This window comes from Streptococcus sp. Marseille-Q6379 (genome assembly GCF_965119505.1).
Genome location: NZ_CBCPLV010000001.1, coordinates 175,910 through 192,058 on the forward strand (window position 1 = coordinate 175,910; position 16,149 = coordinate 192,058).

Genomic DNA, 16,149 nt, shown 5'->3' on the forward strand with positions numbered 1-16,149 from the left:
AAATAGAATAAACTAAAACCATAGTACAATATCACTATGGTTTTTAATTTTCAATGGATATATGGAGTTCCAATGTCTTCAATTTATCCAACTGACTAAATACCAAGGTGATTTAGATTGTGAGGAAATCTATGAGAACCTATATTCTTAAATACAAATATGATAATTTAGTTCATATCTTACTGTTAGCGTTGAATGCTGCTATTTTCGTGAGTGCTTCGGTAACCTTGGCTTTAATGACTAATCAGCTGGTATCGAAGCGAATCCAATCCTTTTTAGCTTTATTAGGTTTAGAGGTAGGGCTTTACGTTATTTATTTAGTTTTGAATTATATTATTGCTGTAAATCAAACAAAACTAATTCAGAAAATGACTTTATCTATTCGTCAGTCTTATCTTAGTAAAATTATTCACCATTCTTTTAGTGAATTCAGAAAGAGTGATATTGGAGAGCATCTCTCAGTATTAAATAATGATATCCAATTGATTGAATCAAATGGCTTTACAAGTATTTATACTCTTTGTTCAACAGTATTCACAACTTTGTTTTCAATTATTGCCTTATTAAGTTATGATGTAAGAATTGTTCTGTTAGCCATTTTTTTAACTTTGTGTCTGACCTATCTTCCCAAACCATTTACCAATAAAATGCAGAAATCAATGGAAAAATTTTCCCAAGCGAATGAGGAACTTGTCTCAGGAATAAGTGACCAGTTATATGGATATGCAGATGTTTATTACGCCAGTCGTAAACAGATATTTCTTAGACAAGTGAGGTCCATTGTTGAGGAATATATTGTACAAAAAATTATTTTTACAAAAAGAAATACTAGCACAGAGACGCTGATGGCTTTATTTTCAGTTGCCGCTCAGATGTTGATACTTCTTCTAACTGGCTTGTTAATTATTTTTGGAAATATTACTGTTGGAACCATTGCCTCGGTAGGCCAGATATCAGGTAATATTTTTAGCTCTCTATCCACCATTAATCAGCTGCAAGTGACAATTAAGTCTGTCGATCCTATCTTAAAAAAATTTCACGATTTTCCAGAGGCTCCAAAGACTTGCATAGCGACTATTCAGGATGTTCGTTTTGAGAATGTAAGTTATCATTTTGGAGAGAAGGGTATTATTGAGGGATTCACCCAAACCTTTAAACAAGGAGGAAAGTACGCTATTACTGGATGCTCAGGTAGTGGGAAGTCCACCCTGCTTAATATGCTCCTAGGAAATCTTAAAGATTATGAGGGAAAAATCTTGTTTGAGAAATTGGAGTTAAAAGAGATTGATGAGAACTCAATCGTATCTAACTGTGCCTATGTTGGGAGTCAAACTCATATCTATAATGATACCTTGAGGAACAATCTAACTCTTTGGAATGAAGCCATTACTGATACGCACATCAAGGAAGTTCTTGAAAGGATTAATCTTTTATCTTTCTTAAGCCGTATAGATGAGCAAGTAAGTGACGGTATTTTTTCGGAGGGTCAAAAACAAAGAATAGGCCTGATAAGAGCGTTTTTAAAAGGAAGTTCTGTTGTGATTTTTGATGAAGCCACTGCAAATCTTGACCATAAAAATGCTACTCGTATTGAGCACCCATTATTAAGTGATCCTAATATCACTTATATCACGGTTACCCACCATCTTATAAAGGAAAATGAACCATATTTTGATGAGATTATTCGTTTGGGAGAGGGCACTGAGTAAATGTTTCATAAGATAAATGCTTAGGATTTATTTCAATTTTACTAACGGCAGTCAAAGTGCTATAATGTAAGGGATTGTGAATTTAGCAAGTTCTGCTATTTTCAAAAAAGAAAAAACAAATCAGAGATGCAAATCTCTTAGAAGAGGTGAATCCCATGGGACGTAAATGGGCTAATATCGTTGCTAAGAAAACTGCTAAAGATGGTGCAAACTCAAAGGTGTACGCTAAGTTTGGTGTTGAAATCTATGTAGCTGCTAAACAAGGTGAACCAGATCCAGAATCAAACTCAGCTTTGAAATTCGTTTTGGAGCGTGCTAAACAAGCGCAAGTGCCAAAACACGTTATTGATAAGGCCATTGATAAGGCTAAAGGTAACACAGATGAAACTTTCGTTGAAGGACGTTATGAAGGGTTTGGGCCAAATGGTTCTATGATCATCGTAGATACTTTGACTTCAAACGTTAACCGTACAGCTGCTAACGTACGTACTGCCTTTGGTAAAAATGGCGGTAACATGGGTGCATCAGGTTCTGTTTCATACATGTTTGATAAAAAAGGTGTTATCGTTTTTGCAGGTGAAGATGCAGACGCAATCTTTGAACAATTGCTTGAAGCTGATGTAGAAGTTGAAGATGTAGAAGCAGAAGATGGTACTATCACTGTTTATACTGAGCCAACAGATCTTCATAAAGCGTTGGAAGCTCTCCGTGCTAACGGACAAGAAGAGTTCCAAGTGACTGAACTTGAAATGATTCCACAAACTGAGGTTACTCTTGAAGGTGAAGACCTTGAAGTTTTCGAAGGACTTATTGATGCGCTTGAAGCAGACGATGATGTTCAAAAGGTTTACCACAACGTAGCAGATATGTAATCTCATTCAACACTTTCCTCACGATGGAAAGTGTTTTTGTGTGGTCTATCTAAGGATTTGTCTTGCTTGTCCTGACTTAATCTGATATAGTAGTAGCCAAGTGAATTATTGGAGGAATACGAAATATGAATATGATGCTAGTTTTGGCCATTTATGTGGTCGCCATTGTTGCTTATGTGGCTTTCAGCCGTCGTCGCCAAGCAAAGGCACAGGAAGATCGTTTTGCAGGCCTTGCTAAGGGTGCTGAAGTTGAAACAATCGGTGGTTTGATTGCTATTGTTGATGAGATTGACAAAGAGAATAACCGTATCGTTTTGGATGCAGAAGGTGTCTTCTTGACTTTTGATTTGAGTCGTTCAATCATGAAAGTGATCACACCAGCACCAACTACAGAAACAGCAGAAACAACTAAAAAGACAATTATCGAAGAAGATTCAGCAATTGAATCTTCTGATGAAAAGTAAGATGTGTATTTGAGACTAGGTTAAATCCTGGTCTTTTTGCGTTTTCTAATCTTATCGGTATTAAAAGCTGTTCAGAACCCCTGAAAATGTGGTAAAATAAAGGGTAAACTATATTTAGAGGATATTCCATGTTTAAATTTAGAAAAAAATCTCATCAAGAGGTTCTAGACAATATTCCCAACCATATTGGTATTATTATGGATGGAAATGGCCGTTGGGCTAAAAAGCGTCTACAACCACGTGTGATGGGGCATAAGGCTGGGATGGACGCCTTGCAAAAGGTAACTATCGAAGCATCACAACTTGGAGTTAAGGTATTGACAGTCTATGCCTTCTCAACTGAAAACTGGTCACGCCCACAAGATGAAGTAAAATTCATCATGAATTTGCCAGTTGAATTTTTTAACAAGTATGTACCAGAATTAGACAAAAACAATGTTCGTATTTTGACAATCGGAGATAATAGTCGTTTGCCTAAGGAGACTTTAGATGCTCTTGAAAAGGCAGTTGAGCAGACGAAACACAATTCCGGTTTGGTTCTTAATTTTGCACTGAACTATGGTGGTCGTGCGGAGATTGTGTCTGCTGTTCAAGCGATTGCTAAAGAGGTTGAAGCAGGAAAACTCAGTCCTGAAGCTATTGATGAAGATCTCATTGCTAAGCATTTGATGACAGATAAATTGCCTTACCTCTATCGTGATCCAGATTTAATTATCCGTACGAGTGGCGAGCTTCGTCTTAGTAATTTCTTGCCTTGGCAATCTGCCTATAGTGAGTTTTACTTCACAGATGTTTTCTGGCCAGACTTTGACCAACAGGGGCTACGTCAAGCCATCTCTGACTACAATAAACGTCACCGTCGCTTCGGTGGTGTCTAGAAAGGACCTCTCATGCAAGAACGTTTAATTGGTGGGGGTGTGGCAGCAGCCATTTTCCTCCCATTGCTCTTTATCGGCGGTCTTCCTTTCCAACTTTTAGTTGGGGCTATGGCCATGGTTGCGGTGTCTGAGATGCTTCGCATGAAGCACTTGGAGATTTTCTCTATCGAGGGTATTTTATCAATGATGGCAGCCTTTATCTTGGCTGTACCGATTGATCGGTATTTTATCAGTCTTCCAACAAATGCTAGTGTGACAGGTTTCGCTGTTATTTCATTTTTGATTCTAGCAGGGACTGTCCTTAATAGCGACCACTATTCTTTTGATGATGCAGCTTATCCAATCGCATCTGCCTTTTATGTTGGTTTTGGTTTCCAAAATCTCATTGCAGCACGTTTGGATAGTTGGGAAAAGGTTCTCTTTGCCCTTTTTATTGTTTGGGCAACGGATATTGGGGCTTACCTTTTTGGTCGTCAATTTGGTCAAAATAAGTTATTGCCAAAAGTATCACCAAATAAGACTATTGAAGGTAGTGTTGGGGGTATCTTATCAGCAGTCATTGTGGCTCTTATCTTTGGGTTGATTAACCACGGAGTTTATGCCCCTCATAACTTCTTCTGGTTGCTTATCTGTACGATTCTCTTTAGTATTTTTGGTCAATTTGGTGATTTGGTTGAATCAGCTATTAAACGTCACTTTGGCGTAAAAGACTCAGGCAATCTCATTCCTGGGCATGGTGGTATTTTGGACCGTTGTGACAGCTGGATTTTCGTTTTCCCAATCATGCACTTCCTAGGACTTTTTTAAGAGTGGGGGTGTCTAGATGAAAGCTATTATTACCTTTTTACTGATTTTCTGTGTGATTGTCGTTTTCCATGAGTTTGGTCATTTCTTTTTCGCCAAACGTTCAGGAATTTTGGTTCGTGAATTTGCCATTGGTATGGGACCGAAAATTTTTGCACACACCGGTAAGGATGGTACCGTTTATACTATCCGTATCCTCCCTTTGGGTGGTTATGTCCGTATGGCTGGTTGGGGTGAAGATACAACTGAGATTAAAACAGGTAGTCCTGCTAGTCTAACGATTGGATCAGATGGTAAGGTAAGACGTATCAACCTTTCGGATCGTCAGGTTGACCAGACGGCTTTACCTATGAACGTCACTGCCTATGATTTGGAAGATAAGTTAACCATTACAGGTCTAGTCCTAGATGAGACCAAGACCTATGAGGTTGACCATGATGCCACTATCGTTGAGGAGGATGGTACAGAACTTCGTATCGCTCCTAAGGATGTCCAATATCAAAATGCTAGCATTTGGGGACGCTTAATTACCAACTTTGCTGGACCTATGAATAACTTCATTCTTGGGGTGCTTGTCTTTATTATCTTAGCCTTTGTTCAAGGTGGTGTTCAAGACACATCAACCAACCGTATTCAGGTGGCTGATGGTGGTGCTGCTCAGGTAGCAGGCTTGAAAAATGGTGATGCTATCGAGGCCATTAATAAGGACAAGGTTACTGATTGGGACAGCTTGAAGGAAGCATTGACAGAGAATACTCAAAAATTCTCCAAAGGTGACAGCCTTTCTGTGACGGTTAAGAGAAGTAACGGTCAGGAAGAAACGGTTTCTGTTAAACCTAAGGAGAGTCAAGGTAGCTACTTTTTGGGTGTTTCTCCAGCCTTAAAAACAGGTCTAAAAGATAAGATTTTTGGTGGTTTCCAAATGGCTTGGGAAGGGGCCTTCAAAATTCTCGTGGCACTCAAGGGGCTTATCACCAACTTTAGTTTGAATAAACTTGGTGGACCAGTTGCCATGTTCCAGATGTCTGCCCAGGCTTCAGAAAGTGGCTTGATTTCCATTCTTAACCTTATGGGGATGCTCTCAATTAACTTGGGAATTTTCAATCTTATCCCAATTCCAGCCCTTGACGGTGGAAAAATTGTTATGAATATTATTGAAGCCATTCGTCGTAAACCACTTAATCAAGAAATTGAAAGCTATATTACACTTGCAGGTGTTGCTATCATGGTTGTTCTTATGATTGCAGTCACTTGGAATGATATTATGCGTGCTTTCTTTTAATTAGAAACAAAGAAACGAAAGGAAGTCTAAGGGACTTGACCCGAGGGCCAGCCCCCTTAGTATGTAAATGATGAAACAAAGTAAAATGTTGATTCCAACACTTCGTGAAATGCCAAGTGATGCTCAAGTTATCAGTCATGCGCTTATGGTACGTGCGGGTTACGTGCGTCAGGTTTCTGCTGGTATTTATGCTTATATGCCATTGGCAAATCGTGCTATCGAGAAATTCAAAACCATCATGCGTGAGGAGTTTGAAAAAATCGGTGCGGTTGAAATGTTGGCGCCAGCGCTTTTGACAGCAGATTTGTGGCGTGAGTCAGGCCGTTATGAAACTTACGGTGAAGACCTCTATAAATTGAAAAACCGTGATAAATCTGACTTTATCCTCGGTCCAACTCACGAAGAAACGTTTACAGCCTTGGTTCGTGATGCAGTTAAATCATACAAACAGTTACCACTTAATCTCTACCAAATCCAATCAAAATACCGTGATGAAAAACGTCCTCGTAACGGTCTTCTTCGTACACGTGAATTTATCATGAAGGATGCTTATAGTTTCCACCAAAACTATGAAGATTTGGATGTAACCTATGAAGACTACCGTAAAGCTTACGAGGCTATCTTTACACGTGCTGGCCTTGAATTTAAAGGAATCATCGGTGATGGTGGTGCCATGGGTGGTAAGGATTCTCAAGAATTTATGGCGGTCACTCCTGAGCGTACAGATCTCAACCGTTGGGTAGTTCTTGATAAGTCAATTGCTTCATTGGATGAGATTCCAGAAGATGTCATGGAAGAAATCAAGAAAGAATTGACATCATGGTTGGTATCTGGTGAAGATACAATTGCCTACTCTACAGAGTCAAGCTATGCAGCTAACCTTGAGATGGCAACAAACGCCTACACACCAGCGACTAAGGTTGTGACTCAAGAAGAAGTGGCTCGTGTTGAAACACCAGATTGCAAGTCAATTGATGAAGTTGCTGCTTTCTTGAATGTTCCAGAAGAACAAACCATCAAGACTTTACTTTTCATCGCTGATGATGAACCAGTAGTGGCTCTTCTCGTCGGTAATGATCAGGTTAACGATGTGAAGTTGAAAAACTACCTTGCTGCTGATTTCCTCGAACCAGCTACGGAAGATGAAGCACGTCAAGTCTTTGGTGCTAACTTCGGTTCCCTTGGTCCAGTTAACCTTCCTGAAAATGTTCGCATCGTTGCGGACCGTAAGGTTCAAGATGTGGCTAATGCGGTCGTTGGAGCTAACGAAGATGGTTACCACTTGACAGGGGTTAACCCAGAGCGTGACTTCAAGGCAGAATACGTGGATATTCGTGAAGTTAAAGAGGGTGAAATTTCTCCAGACGGTCAAGGTGTCCTTCAGTTTGCGCGTGGTATCGAGATTGGTCATATCTTTAAACTTGGGACACGTTACTCTGAAAGTATGGGTGCTAACGTTCTTGATGAAAATGGCCGTGCTGTTCCAATTATCATGGGATGTTACGGTATCGGCGTTAGCCGTATCTTGTCAGCTGTGATTGAACAACATGCACGTCTCTTTGTTAACAAGACACCAAAAGGTCAATACCGCTATGCATGGGGAATTAACTTCCCTAAAGAATTGGCTCCATATGATGTTCACTTGATCACAGTTAACACTAAGGATGAAGAAGCCAATGCTTTGACAGAACGTTTGGAAGCAGCTCTTATGGCTGAAGGTTATGATGTCTTGACAGATGATCGTAATGAGCGTGTCGGTTCTAAATTCTCTGATAGTGACCTCATTGGACTTCCAATCCGTGTGACAGTTGGTAAAAAAGCTAGCGAAGGTGTTGTTGAAGTTAAAATCAAGGCAACTGGTGATACTATTGAAGTTAATGCCGATAACTTGATTGAAACACTTGCTATCTTAACAACAGAACAAGATGCTTAAGATTAAAAAATCTTTTCTTGCTAGAGCAGGAAGAGATTTTTCTTTTGCAGTGATAATGATAAATTGAGAGAAAAGAGAGTAAATTCCAATTTGACAGAATTGTCTAAATAGTGTAAACTTAAAACTATCATAACTACGGAGGCATCACATGCTTAATAAAGCGACCCATTTGGGAAATCTTAAAGCTTTTTATTACTTTAGTTTCTTTAGATAGGACGTTTGTGTTTCAGGATACAAGCGTCAGTCAGTTTGTATCTATGAAGCTAAAGCATTTTGTGATGGATTAGCCGATTAGATGAATAGGTCTAACCGGTGACATAAGCTAGCCTGTGCTAGTTAAAATGCAGAAAACCAGTTGGGCCTGTCCTAACTGGTTTTTTCATACCGTGGTCTATTTTTAGTTTTCTTTTGACCTTTAGATGTCTAAAAAATGGTGAATTCTAGCCAACTTTTTATAAGGTCAAAAGGTGATGGTCTTTGGACGACGGACTTTAGGATCTGATGAAGCGATGTAAGGTCTAATTTGCTTGCTTTTGACCCTATCGTATCGGAAAAAGCATAAAAGAAAATTGGAAATAGATAGAATAAAAAATAGAGGTATACAAGATGAAGAAATTCTTGGTCAGTATGATGGCTGTTATCACAGCTGTCCTCTTGGTAGCATGTTCCAATGCTTCTAATAAAGATTTGGTTCACGTCGGTGTGCTCCAATATGTGGAACATCCTTCCTTGTCAGCGACACGTAAAGGGTTCATTGAAGAACTCAAAGAGGAAGGTTATGTTGACGGTAAGAACATCAAAATTGATTATCAGAATGCACAAGGGGATCAGTCTAACTTGCAGACGATTTCTCAGTCGCTTATTGAAGATAACGATCTTATGTTGGCTATCGCAACCCCAGCAGCCCAGTCTTTGAGTAGTTTGACAAAGGACAAGCCAATTCTCTTTACAGCTGTCACAGATCCAGTCTCAGCTAAACTGGTTAAGTCTATGGACAATGTTGGAGGAAATGTGACAGGGACAAGTGACATGTCCCCTATCAACAAACAAGTTGAGTTGTTGAAAAAGGTCCTTCCAAATACTAAAAAAGTTGGGATTATGTACACGACCAGCGAGCGTAACTCAGAGGTTCAGGTTGAAGAAGCCAAGAAATACTTCAAGGAAGCTGGTATTGAAACGGTTATTAAGGGAATTTCATCAACCAACGATATCCAAGACACAGCCAAGAGCTTGATGAGTCAGACCCAAGTCATCTTCATTCCAACTGACAATACTATTGTTAGTGCTATTAATACCTTGGTAGATCTTTCTAAAGAGACTAAGGTTCCAGTTGTTGGTAGTGATGCTGGTAGTGTAGAAAAAGGTGTCCTATTCACTTATGGAACCAACTATGAAGCGCTTGGTCGTCAAACAGGTAAGTTGGCAGGCCGTGTTCTCCGAGGTGAGAAGGTCAAGGATGTCGATGCAGAGTATCCTAAAACACTAAATGTTGTGGTTAACGATGACATGGCTAAAGAACTTGGCATTGATGTTTCTAGTATTAGTGACGAGGAATCTAAGGCATCAACACAAGATGACAAACCAATTGCTAAAAAAGATAAAGGTGTCATTAAGCTTAAGGTTAATAAGTCATCTAAAAAAGGTTTTTCAAATGTGGTGCTGACAGCTATTTCTCAGGGACTTCTCTGGGCAATTATGGCTATTGGGGTCTTCATTACCTTCCGTATTTTGGACCTTGCTGATTTGACAGCTGAAGGGGCCTTCCCACTTGGTGCTGCTACGACAACTATCATGATTATCCGTGGAATCAACCCAATCTTTGCGACTCTAGGTGGTTTTGTAGCTGGTATGCTTGCTGGAGCTGTGTCTGGCTTTATGCATACGAAAATGAAGATACCAGCACTTTTAACAGGGATTATTACCTTAACGGGGCTCTATTCCGTTAACCTTTTGGTTCTTGGAAGTGCCAATGTCTCTCTATCAGGACATAATACGCTAGTAACTATGGTGATGGGACTCGGTTTGTCTAAACTGAATGGTGTGATTCTATTAGGACTGATTTTTGTTAGTCTGGTAGTGCTTATGTTGGTTGTCCTCCTTAATACGCAGGTTGGTCTGGCCCTTCGTGCGACAGGTGATAACCTTGCCATGGGTGAAGCCAATGGTATCAAGGTTGACCGTATGAAGATTCTTGGCTACATGATTTCCAATGGTTTGATTGCCCTATCAGGTGCCCTCCTAGCTCAAAATAATGGCTATGCGGATATGAATATGGGTACTGGTACAATCGTAAATGGCTTGGCTGCAATTATTTTGGCTGAAGTTATCGTCAAGTATCTACCACTTGGTAAACGCCTGTGGTCAATTGTTGTAGGAGCTGTTCTTTACCGTTTGGTCTTGGTTATTATCCTTGCCATGAACGTTGATGCTCAAATGTTGAAGTTGGCTTCAGCCATCTTGCTTGCTGTCATCCTATATGTACCAGAAGTACGACAAAAATTGAAAATCAAACCTAACAAATCCTTGACTTTAGGAGGTGACAAGTAATGGCTTTACTTAGTTTACAACAGATTCACAAGACCTTTGAAAAAGGCACAGTCAATGAAAATCACGTCCTTCGTGGTTTGGATCTCGACATTGAGCAGGGAGACTTTATCTCTGTTATTGGAGGAAATGGTGCTGGTAAATCAACCTTGATGAATTCAATCGCTGGTGTTCTTAGCATTGATGAAGGGGATATCTTGTTGGAGGGACAATCTATTAAGAAAGCATCTGTAGATGAGCGCTCTAAAGATATTAGCCGTGTTTTCCAAGATCCTCGAATGGGGACAGCGACAAACCTTTCTATTGAAGAAAATATGGCGATTGCCTATCGTCGAGGTAAGAAACGTAGCTTCTTTAAAAAGTCTATTACTGAGAGTGAACGTCAAGTGTTCAAGGAAGCCTTGATAGATCTTGGTCTTGGGCTTGAAAATCGTATGAAGACCGATGCTAATTTCTTGTCAGGTGGACAACGTCAGGCCTTGACACTTGCTATGGCGACCTTGGTTCGTCCAAAGATTTTGCTTTTAGATGAACATACAGCTGCGCTAGATCCTAAGACAAGTGATATGGTTATGAATTTGACACGTAAGATTGTTGAAGAACAAGAGTTGACAACTCTTATGATTACCCATAATATGGAACATGCTATCGAATATGGGAACCGTCTGGTCATGCTCTATCATGGAAAAATCGTCGTCGATGTGCGAGGTGAGGAAAAGAAAAATCTCACTGTTGCAGAACTTATGGATCTCTTCCACAAAAATAGTGGACAAGTCCTCAATGACGATGCCTTGGTACTCGGTTAATAAGCAAAAAGAAACTATCCAAAGTTCAGATTTTGGGTAGTTTTTTCTTGACTATTTTTGACCAAGTGCTAAAATAAATATATAGATTAGCACTCTTGGTTAATGAGTGCTAAAAATAACGTTTCACACGTTGCTAATAACAAATAACATTTGGAGGTAATTGGTATGGCATTGAAACCATTGGGCGATCGTATCGTTGTCCGTTTTGAAGAAACAGAAGAAAAAACAGCTAGTGGCTTTGTATTGGCAGGAGCCAGTCATGAAGCTACAAAGACTGCTGAGGTTTTAGCAGTAGGTGAAGGAATCCGTACTCTTACTGGTGAATTGATTGCACCTAGTGTTACAGCAGGCGATAAAGTCCTTGTTGAAAATGGTGCAGGTGTCAATGTTAAAGACGGAGATGATTCCGTTTCAATTATCCGTGAAGCAGATATTTTAGCGGTCCTAGCTTAGGTCAATGCTAATCAGATATAAACTAAGATAAAGAAGGAGTAACTATGGCAAAAGATATTAAATTTTCATCAGATGCACGTGCAGCAATGGTTCGTGGTGTTGATACTTTGGCTGATACAGTTAAGGTAACGCTTGGCCCTAAAGGTCGTAACGTGGTTTTGGAAAAAGCTTTTGGCTCACCTCTTATCACTAATGATGGTGTAACAATTGCTAAAGAAATCGAACTCGAAGATCACTTTGAAAATATGGGTGCCAAACTGGTCAGCGAAGTGGCTTCAAAAACTAACGATATTGCTGGTGACGGAACAACTACAGCCACTGTTTTGACACAAGCTATTGTCCGTGAAGGTCTAAAAAATGTAACGGCTGGTGCTAATCCAATCGGTATCCGTCGTGGGATTGAAGTAGCTGTGGCTACAGCTGTGGAAGAGCTTAAAGCTATTGCTCAACCAGTTGCCAATAAGGAAGCCATTGCTCAAGTCGCAGCGGTTTCATCACGTTCTGAAAAAGTTGGTGAATACATTTCAGAAGCTATGGAACGTGTGGGTAATGACGGTGTTATCACTATTGAAGAGTCTCGTGGTATGGAGACAGAACTCGAAGTGGTTGAAGGTATGCAGTTTGACCGTGGTTATCTTTCTCAGTACATGGTTACTGATAATGAAAAAATGGTCGCTGACCTTGAAAATCCATTTATCCTTGTGACTGACAAGAAAATTTCAAATATTCAAGATGTCCTCCCACTCTTGGAAGAAGTGCTTAAGACCAGTCGTCCACTTTTGATTATTGCTGATGACGTGGATGGTGAAGCGCTTCCAACACTTGTTCTTAACAAGATTCGTGGAACTTTCAATGTTGTTGCTGTTAAGGCACCTGGCTTTGGTGACCGCCGTAAAGCGATGTTAGAAGACATTGCCGTATTGACTGGAGCAACTGTTATTACTGAGGATCTTGGTCTTGAGCTTAAGGATGCAACGATGGCAGCACTTGGTCAAGCTTCGAAAGTAACTGTGGATAAGGATAGCACAGTTATCGTTGAAGGTGCAGGAAGCGCAGAAGCGATTGCTAACCGTGTAAACCTCATCAAGTCTCAATTGGAAACAACAACATCTGAATTTGACCGTGAAAAACTTCAAGAGCGTTTGGCTAAATTGTCTGGTGGGGTTGCAGTTGTTAAGGTCGGTGCAGCCACTGAAACAGCTCTTAAAGAAATGAAACTTCGTATCGAAGATGCCCTTAATGCTACCCGTGCGGCTGTTGAAGAAGGTATCGTAGCAGGTGGTGGTACAGCCCTAGTTAACGTCATTGCAAAGGTTGCTGAACTTGATCTTGAAGGTGACGACGCTACAGGACGTAATATTGTACTCCGTGCTTTGGAAGAGCCAGTTCGCCAAATTGCCTATAATGCTGGATATGAAGGTTCCGTTATCATCGATAAATTGAAGAATAGCCCAGTTGGTACAGGATTTAACGCTGCCAATGGTGAATGGGTAGATATGGTTGAAGCAGGAATCATTGACCCAGTTAAGGTAACGCGTTCTGCCCTTCAAAATGCCGCTTCAGTAGCAAGTCTTATCTTGACAACTGAAGCAGTTGTTGCCAACAAACCTGAACCAGAGGCTCCAGCAGCGCCAGCTATGGATCCAGGAATGATGGGTTACTAAGAGTTTAAAAAGCAAAAGAAAAAACCTAGGAAAAGTAGAGAAACTTTTTCTGGGTTTTCTTTTTTTCAATTATTTGTTGTTAATTACTGAAAAGGGTTAAATGTACCAGAACTTCCTTGTTGACCTGACATCTGCATCATCATTTGTTGCTGTCTAATGCGCTCTGCTTCCTTATTCGTATTGATAGAAATAACAAGAAAGATAACCCAACCGATGAATGTCCATCCTAGAAGAAAGGATAGGATAAAGATTGGCCATTTTTTATCGGTTTTATTTAGAAGAGCTGGTAATATTTGAAGTACTACCAAAGGTAAAGAAATGATGATGGAGAGAAAAGCCGTGAGCAAGCCGCCACTAAGCTCATCACTGGCAATTCCAAAGAGTATCATTGCAAGAGCCCAGAGGATAACTGGGATAGAAGCGATGGCTATCATGATGAGGTTTGTTTGAGACTTACTTTCGTGTTGCGTCCAAGTCTCGTTAAAGTTATGATTTGGATGTTGGAAGGTAGCATTAGTCTGACTTGACGCGGGGCTAGTATTTGGTAAATCCTGTAGTTCCTCTAAGTTGGTATCAGCTAGTGGTTCTTCAGCAACATCATAATTGTCAACATCATTTTCGGCAGTTTCTACAGTCTCTTTTTGTGAGAGATTTTTTGTTGCTTCGACAGTTTGTTTGGGAGTTTCTCGGACAAACTCGCCTCGATTGGCTGCTTCAGCCATTTCTTGGATACTTGGATTACGTCCGTGGACGGCTTGGAAAAAATCAATCCAATCTTGTTGTTTCATATAGTTAGCCTCCGTTTGTTTCGATTATAAATTTTGATGATTACAATTATAGCAATAGTGCAAGGGATGTGCAATGGGAGTTGGATAGGACAGTTTATTTCTCTATAATCTTCGTGTCACTAAAGATGGGAAAGAGAAAGAAATAGGCTAAGATGTAGACCACTAGAGGGTATATCAGAGGATTATAGTCCCATGCTCCTTGCCAATCTAGGTGTAGTAGTCTAACGCTAGCGCGTGTTAGGCCTGCGCTCCAACTCTTGAGTCCTAAAGGTTTTAGGATAAGACTGAGTGGTGTTGGGAGATGTAAAAGGTAGACTCCGTAAATTGCCATTAAAACTAAGAGATATAATCTAAAAAAACTCTGGTGGTAGGCCCACAAGCGTGTGAAATAGTTTTTCATTACCCAATAACGGCAAAAAGTTTTTGAGCGTTTGATTGGCGAGTAGCATCCATGATGAGGAACCAGTCAACGATTGACCAGATACCACAACCACCACATGTCAAAAGTTTACCGATACCAAGACCAACTTGTCCCAACATAAAGCGGTCAATTCCAAGAGAACCACCAAAAAGTGAGATAATAAGCATCATCGTAGGATCTTGGAAGCTGATTGAGTAAAGCATTGAAAGTTGTTGTTCAGGAAGTGCCTCAAGACGTTGGCGGATGTACTGAACTTGTTCTGTTGGAAAATACTTGGCGTTAATTGCTAGCCATTGATCGACTGGATTCATAATTAAATACCCCTTAAATTTTAAATGATATGTAAAGGATAACATAATGTAAAGGGAGATTCAAGGTGGTTTTTAGACAGAAAAAGCCTGTAAGAACAACTTGTTTCCCTGTTTAGGGTTTGTCATACTAAAACGTAATAGATTTACAGATTGATAGATTTAGAGGGATGTTCAGAAAGATTTTCAAGGGGAAAGCCAAAGAGCTTTCACTTAGTTCACAAGAATCACAAGAAAAGTAGCCTGGTTTCGGCTACTTTTTCTTGTGAAATCATAGTGAATACTTTACTTACTTATTAGTTGCTAACTCTCTCTCAAAACTGTCGGACTGAGCCTTAACAGTGACTTTTTCGAGTGTTAGGGGGTGAGTGAAACTAAGAGTGTGCGCGTGTAGCATGAGTCGAGATGCTGGTCGATGGCTGTAAAGTGGGTCTCCCAGAATGGCATGTCCATGGTGGGCCAGATGCACACGAATTTGGTGGGTCCGCCCGGTTTTTAGTTGGCAATTGACCAGACTGGCTCCTTTAAAGGTTTTGAGGCGTGTGACGGTTGTATAGGCAACCTGCCCTTTTCTAGGATCAACCACCCGTTTTCTACGATCATGGCGGTCGCGTCCAATCTTATCATTGTACACAGTCTCCTTGGTTTGGAATTTACCTTCAGCTAATGCCCAGTATTGACGCTGAATCTTCTTATCTTCCAAGAGTCGATTGAGAATTAGCAGGATAAACGGATTTTTAGCGAAGAGCACAGCTCCACTAGTCTCCATGTCTAGTCGATGAACGACGTAACAGGTCTGCCCACAGTAGGCCGAAACATGGTTAAGAAGAGCAATTTCTGTGGGTTCATTACCATGCGTTTTCATTCCTTCAGGCTTATTGACCACGATGAGATGCTGATCCTCGTAGAGAGGCTCTATCAAATTAGCATTTCCCATAGGGATAATTTTTTCAGGGTAGTCATCCCGGTCAAAGGTCAGGCTAATCTTATCGCCTTTTTCAACAGGACTCTGCCAATTAATAGCTTCTCCATTGATGAGGACGTGCTTTTTCGTGCGTAGGAAATGACGAATCTTACGAGGAATGAGGAGCTTAGTTTCTAGCAAGTCTTTGACAGTCGTTGCAGGATAAGGATTGATAATTTCTATGTGTAAAGTCATGGTTTCATTATATCATGAACGTTTAAAAGAGGACAGAATCTGTAAAAACTTGGTATAATAAGGT

General features: G+C 40.3%; 15 protein-coding genes. 11 read left to right on the forward strand and 4 right to left on the reverse strand.

What is annotated here, in order from left to right; all coding sequences use genetic code 11:
• Nucleotides 1-131: 131 nt before the first annotated feature.
• The 11 genes from ACWPVZ_RS00945 (at nucleotide 132) to groL (ending at nucleotide 13,409) form a co-directional block, all read left to right on the forward strand.
• The gene (locus ACWPVZ_RS00945) at nucleotides 132-1,709 is read left to right on the forward strand and encodes an ATP-binding cassette domain-containing protein (RefSeq protein ID WP_454380535.1); all 1,578 of its coding nucleotides are present in this window, start codon (nucleotides 132-134) and stop codon (nucleotides 1,707-1,709) included.
• Between the two features lie 155 nt (nucleotides 1,710-1,864).
• The gene (locus tag ACWPVZ_RS00950) at nucleotides 1,865-2,581 is read left to right on the forward strand and encodes a YebC/PmpR family DNA-binding transcriptional regulator (protein WP_002883635.1); all 717 of its coding nucleotides are present in this window, start codon (nucleotides 1,865-1,867) and stop codon (nucleotides 2,579-2,581) included.
• A 125-nt stretch (nucleotides 2,582-2,706) separates the two neighbouring features.
• Nucleotides 2,707-3,045, forward strand: coding sequence for a preprotein translocase subunit YajC (locus ACWPVZ_RS00955; RefSeq protein WP_013989990.1), 339 nt, complete (start codon nucleotides 2,707-2,709; stop codon nucleotides 3,043-3,045).
• 128 nt (nucleotides 3,046-3,173) lie between these two features.
• Nucleotides 3,174-3,923, forward strand: a complete 750-nt coding sequence (locus ACWPVZ_RS00960) for an isoprenyl transferase (RefSeq protein ID WP_002886457.1) — start codon at nucleotides 3,174-3,176, stop codon at nucleotides 3,921-3,923.
• 12 nt (nucleotides 3,924-3,935) lie between these two features.
• Nucleotides 3,936-4,730 (forward strand): phosphatidate cytidylyltransferase, encoded by a 795-nt coding sequence (locus tag ACWPVZ_RS00965; protein ID WP_454380538.1) that lies wholly within the window; start codon nucleotides 3,936-3,938, stop codon nucleotides 4,728-4,730.
• 16 nt (nucleotides 4,731-4,746) lie between these two features.
• Complete coding sequence (gene rseP / locus ACWPVZ_RS00970; RefSeq protein WP_073685732.1) at nucleotides 4,747-6,009, forward strand: RIP metalloprotease RseP; 1,263 nt, start codon at nucleotides 4,747-4,749, stop codon at nucleotides 6,007-6,009.
• Nucleotides 6,010-6,079: 70 nt separating this feature from the next.
• The gene (locus tag ACWPVZ_RS00975) at nucleotides 6,080-7,942 is read left to right on the forward strand and encodes a proline--tRNA ligase (protein ID WP_142246465.1); all 1,863 of its coding nucleotides are present in this window, start codon (nucleotides 6,080-6,082) and stop codon (nucleotides 7,940-7,942) included.
• A gap of 606 nt (nucleotides 7,943-8,548) precedes the next feature.
• Nucleotides 8,549-10,489, forward strand: a complete 1,941-nt coding sequence (locus ACWPVZ_RS00980; protein WP_454380541.1) for an ABC transporter substrate binding protein — start codon at nucleotides 8,549-8,551, stop codon at nucleotides 10,487-10,489.
• Entirely contained in the window at nucleotides 10,489-11,292 is an 804-nt protein-coding gene (locus ACWPVZ_RS00985) for an ABC transporter ATP-binding protein (RefSeq protein ID WP_002889814.1), read from the forward strand. The genes ACWPVZ_RS00980 and ACWPVZ_RS00985 overlap by 1 nt, the downstream gene beginning before the upstream one ends.
• Nucleotides 11,293-11,457: 165 nt before the next feature.
• Nucleotides 11,458-11,745 (forward strand): co-chaperone GroES, encoded by a 288-nt coding sequence (groES, locus tag ACWPVZ_RS00990; RefSeq protein ID WP_454380543.1) that lies wholly within the window; start codon nucleotides 11,458-11,460, stop codon nucleotides 11,743-11,745.
• A gap of 44 nt (nucleotides 11,746-11,789) precedes the next feature.
• Nucleotides 11,790-13,409: a chaperonin GroEL gene (gene groL, locus ACWPVZ_RS00995; RefSeq protein ID WP_073949376.1), complete on the forward strand. Its 1,620-nt coding sequence runs from the start codon at nucleotides 11,790-11,792 to the stop codon at nucleotides 13,407-13,409.
• An 83-nt stretch (nucleotides 13,410-13,492) separates the two neighbouring features.
• Here groL and ACWPVZ_RS01000 read toward each other — a convergent pair whose 3' ends face one another.
• The 4 genes from ACWPVZ_RS01000 to ACWPVZ_RS01015 form a co-directional block, all read right to left on the reverse strand.
• On the reverse strand, nucleotides 13,493-14,197 hold the full coding sequence (locus tag ACWPVZ_RS01000) for a superinfection immunity protein (protein ID WP_414341048.1): 705 nt from the start codon (nucleotides 14,195-14,197) through the stop codon (nucleotides 13,493-13,495).
• 94 nt (nucleotides 14,198-14,291) lie between these two features.
• Nucleotides 14,292-14,597, reverse strand: coding sequence for a DUF2752 domain-containing protein (locus ACWPVZ_RS01005; protein WP_454380546.1), 306 nt, complete (start codon nucleotides 14,595-14,597; stop codon nucleotides 14,292-14,294).
• Nucleotides 14,597-14,929 (reverse strand): TM2 domain-containing protein, encoded by a 333-nt coding sequence (locus ACWPVZ_RS01010; protein WP_347095386.1) that lies wholly within the window; start codon nucleotides 14,927-14,929, stop codon nucleotides 14,597-14,599. Before ACWPVZ_RS01010 ends, ACWPVZ_RS01005 begins: the two co-directional genes overlap by 1 nt.
• A 286-nt stretch (nucleotides 14,930-15,215) precedes the next feature.
• Nucleotides 15,216-16,085, reverse strand: coding sequence for an RluA family pseudouridine synthase (locus ACWPVZ_RS01015; protein ID WP_454380548.1), 870 nt, complete (start codon nucleotides 16,083-16,085; stop codon nucleotides 15,216-15,218).
• Between the last annotated feature and the right edge of the window lie 64 nt (nucleotides 16,086-16,149).

Coding starts and splice junctions, on each gene's coding strand:
- ACWPVZ_RS00945 (WP_454380535.1), top strand. CDS start 132: ATGAGAACCTATATTCTTAAATACAAATATGATAATTTAGTTCATATC.
- ACWPVZ_RS00950 (WP_002883635.1), top strand. CDS start 1,865: ATGGGACGTAAATGGGCTAATATCGTTGCTAAGAAAACTGCTAAAGAT.
- ACWPVZ_RS00955 (WP_013989990.1), top strand. CDS start 2,707: ATGAATATGATGCTAGTTTTGGCCATTTATGTGGTCGCCATTGTTGCT.
- ACWPVZ_RS00960 (WP_002886457.1), top strand. CDS start 3,174: ATGTTTAAATTTAGAAAAAAATCTCATCAAGAGGTTCTAGACAATATT.
- ACWPVZ_RS00965 (WP_454380538.1), top strand. CDS start 3,936: ATGCAAGAACGTTTAATTGGTGGGGGTGTGGCAGCAGCCATTTTCCTC.
- rseP (WP_073685732.1), top strand. CDS start 4,747: ATGAAAGCTATTATTACCTTTTTACTGATTTTCTGTGTGATTGTCGTT.
- ACWPVZ_RS00975 (WP_142246465.1), top strand. CDS start 6,080: ATGAAACAAAGTAAAATGTTGATTCCAACACTTCGTGAAATGCCAAGT.
- ACWPVZ_RS00980 (WP_454380541.1), top strand. CDS start 8,549: ATGAAGAAATTCTTGGTCAGTATGATGGCTGTTATCACAGCTGTCCTC.
- ACWPVZ_RS00985 (WP_002889814.1), top strand. CDS start 10,489: ATGGCTTTACTTAGTTTACAACAGATTCACAAGACCTTTGAAAAAGGC.
- groES (WP_454380543.1), top strand. CDS start 11,458: ATGGCATTGAAACCATTGGGCGATCGTATCGTTGTCCGTTTTGAAGAA.
- groL (WP_073949376.1), top strand. CDS start 11,790: ATGGCAAAAGATATTAAATTTTCATCAGATGCACGTGCAGCAATGGTT.
- ACWPVZ_RS01000 (WP_414341048.1), bottom strand. CDS start 14,197: ATGAAACAACAAGATTGGATTGATTTTTTCCAAGCCGTCCACGGACGT.
- ACWPVZ_RS01005 (WP_454380546.1), bottom strand. CDS start 14,597: ATGAAAAACTATTTCACACGCTTGTGGGCCTACCACCAGAGTTTTTTT.
- ACWPVZ_RS01010 (WP_347095386.1), bottom strand. CDS start 14,929: ATGAATCCAGTCGATCAATGGCTAGCAATTAACGCCAAGTATTTTCCA.
- ACWPVZ_RS01015 (WP_454380548.1), bottom strand. CDS start 16,085: ATGACTTTACACATAGAAATTATCAATCCTTATCCTGCAACGACTGTC.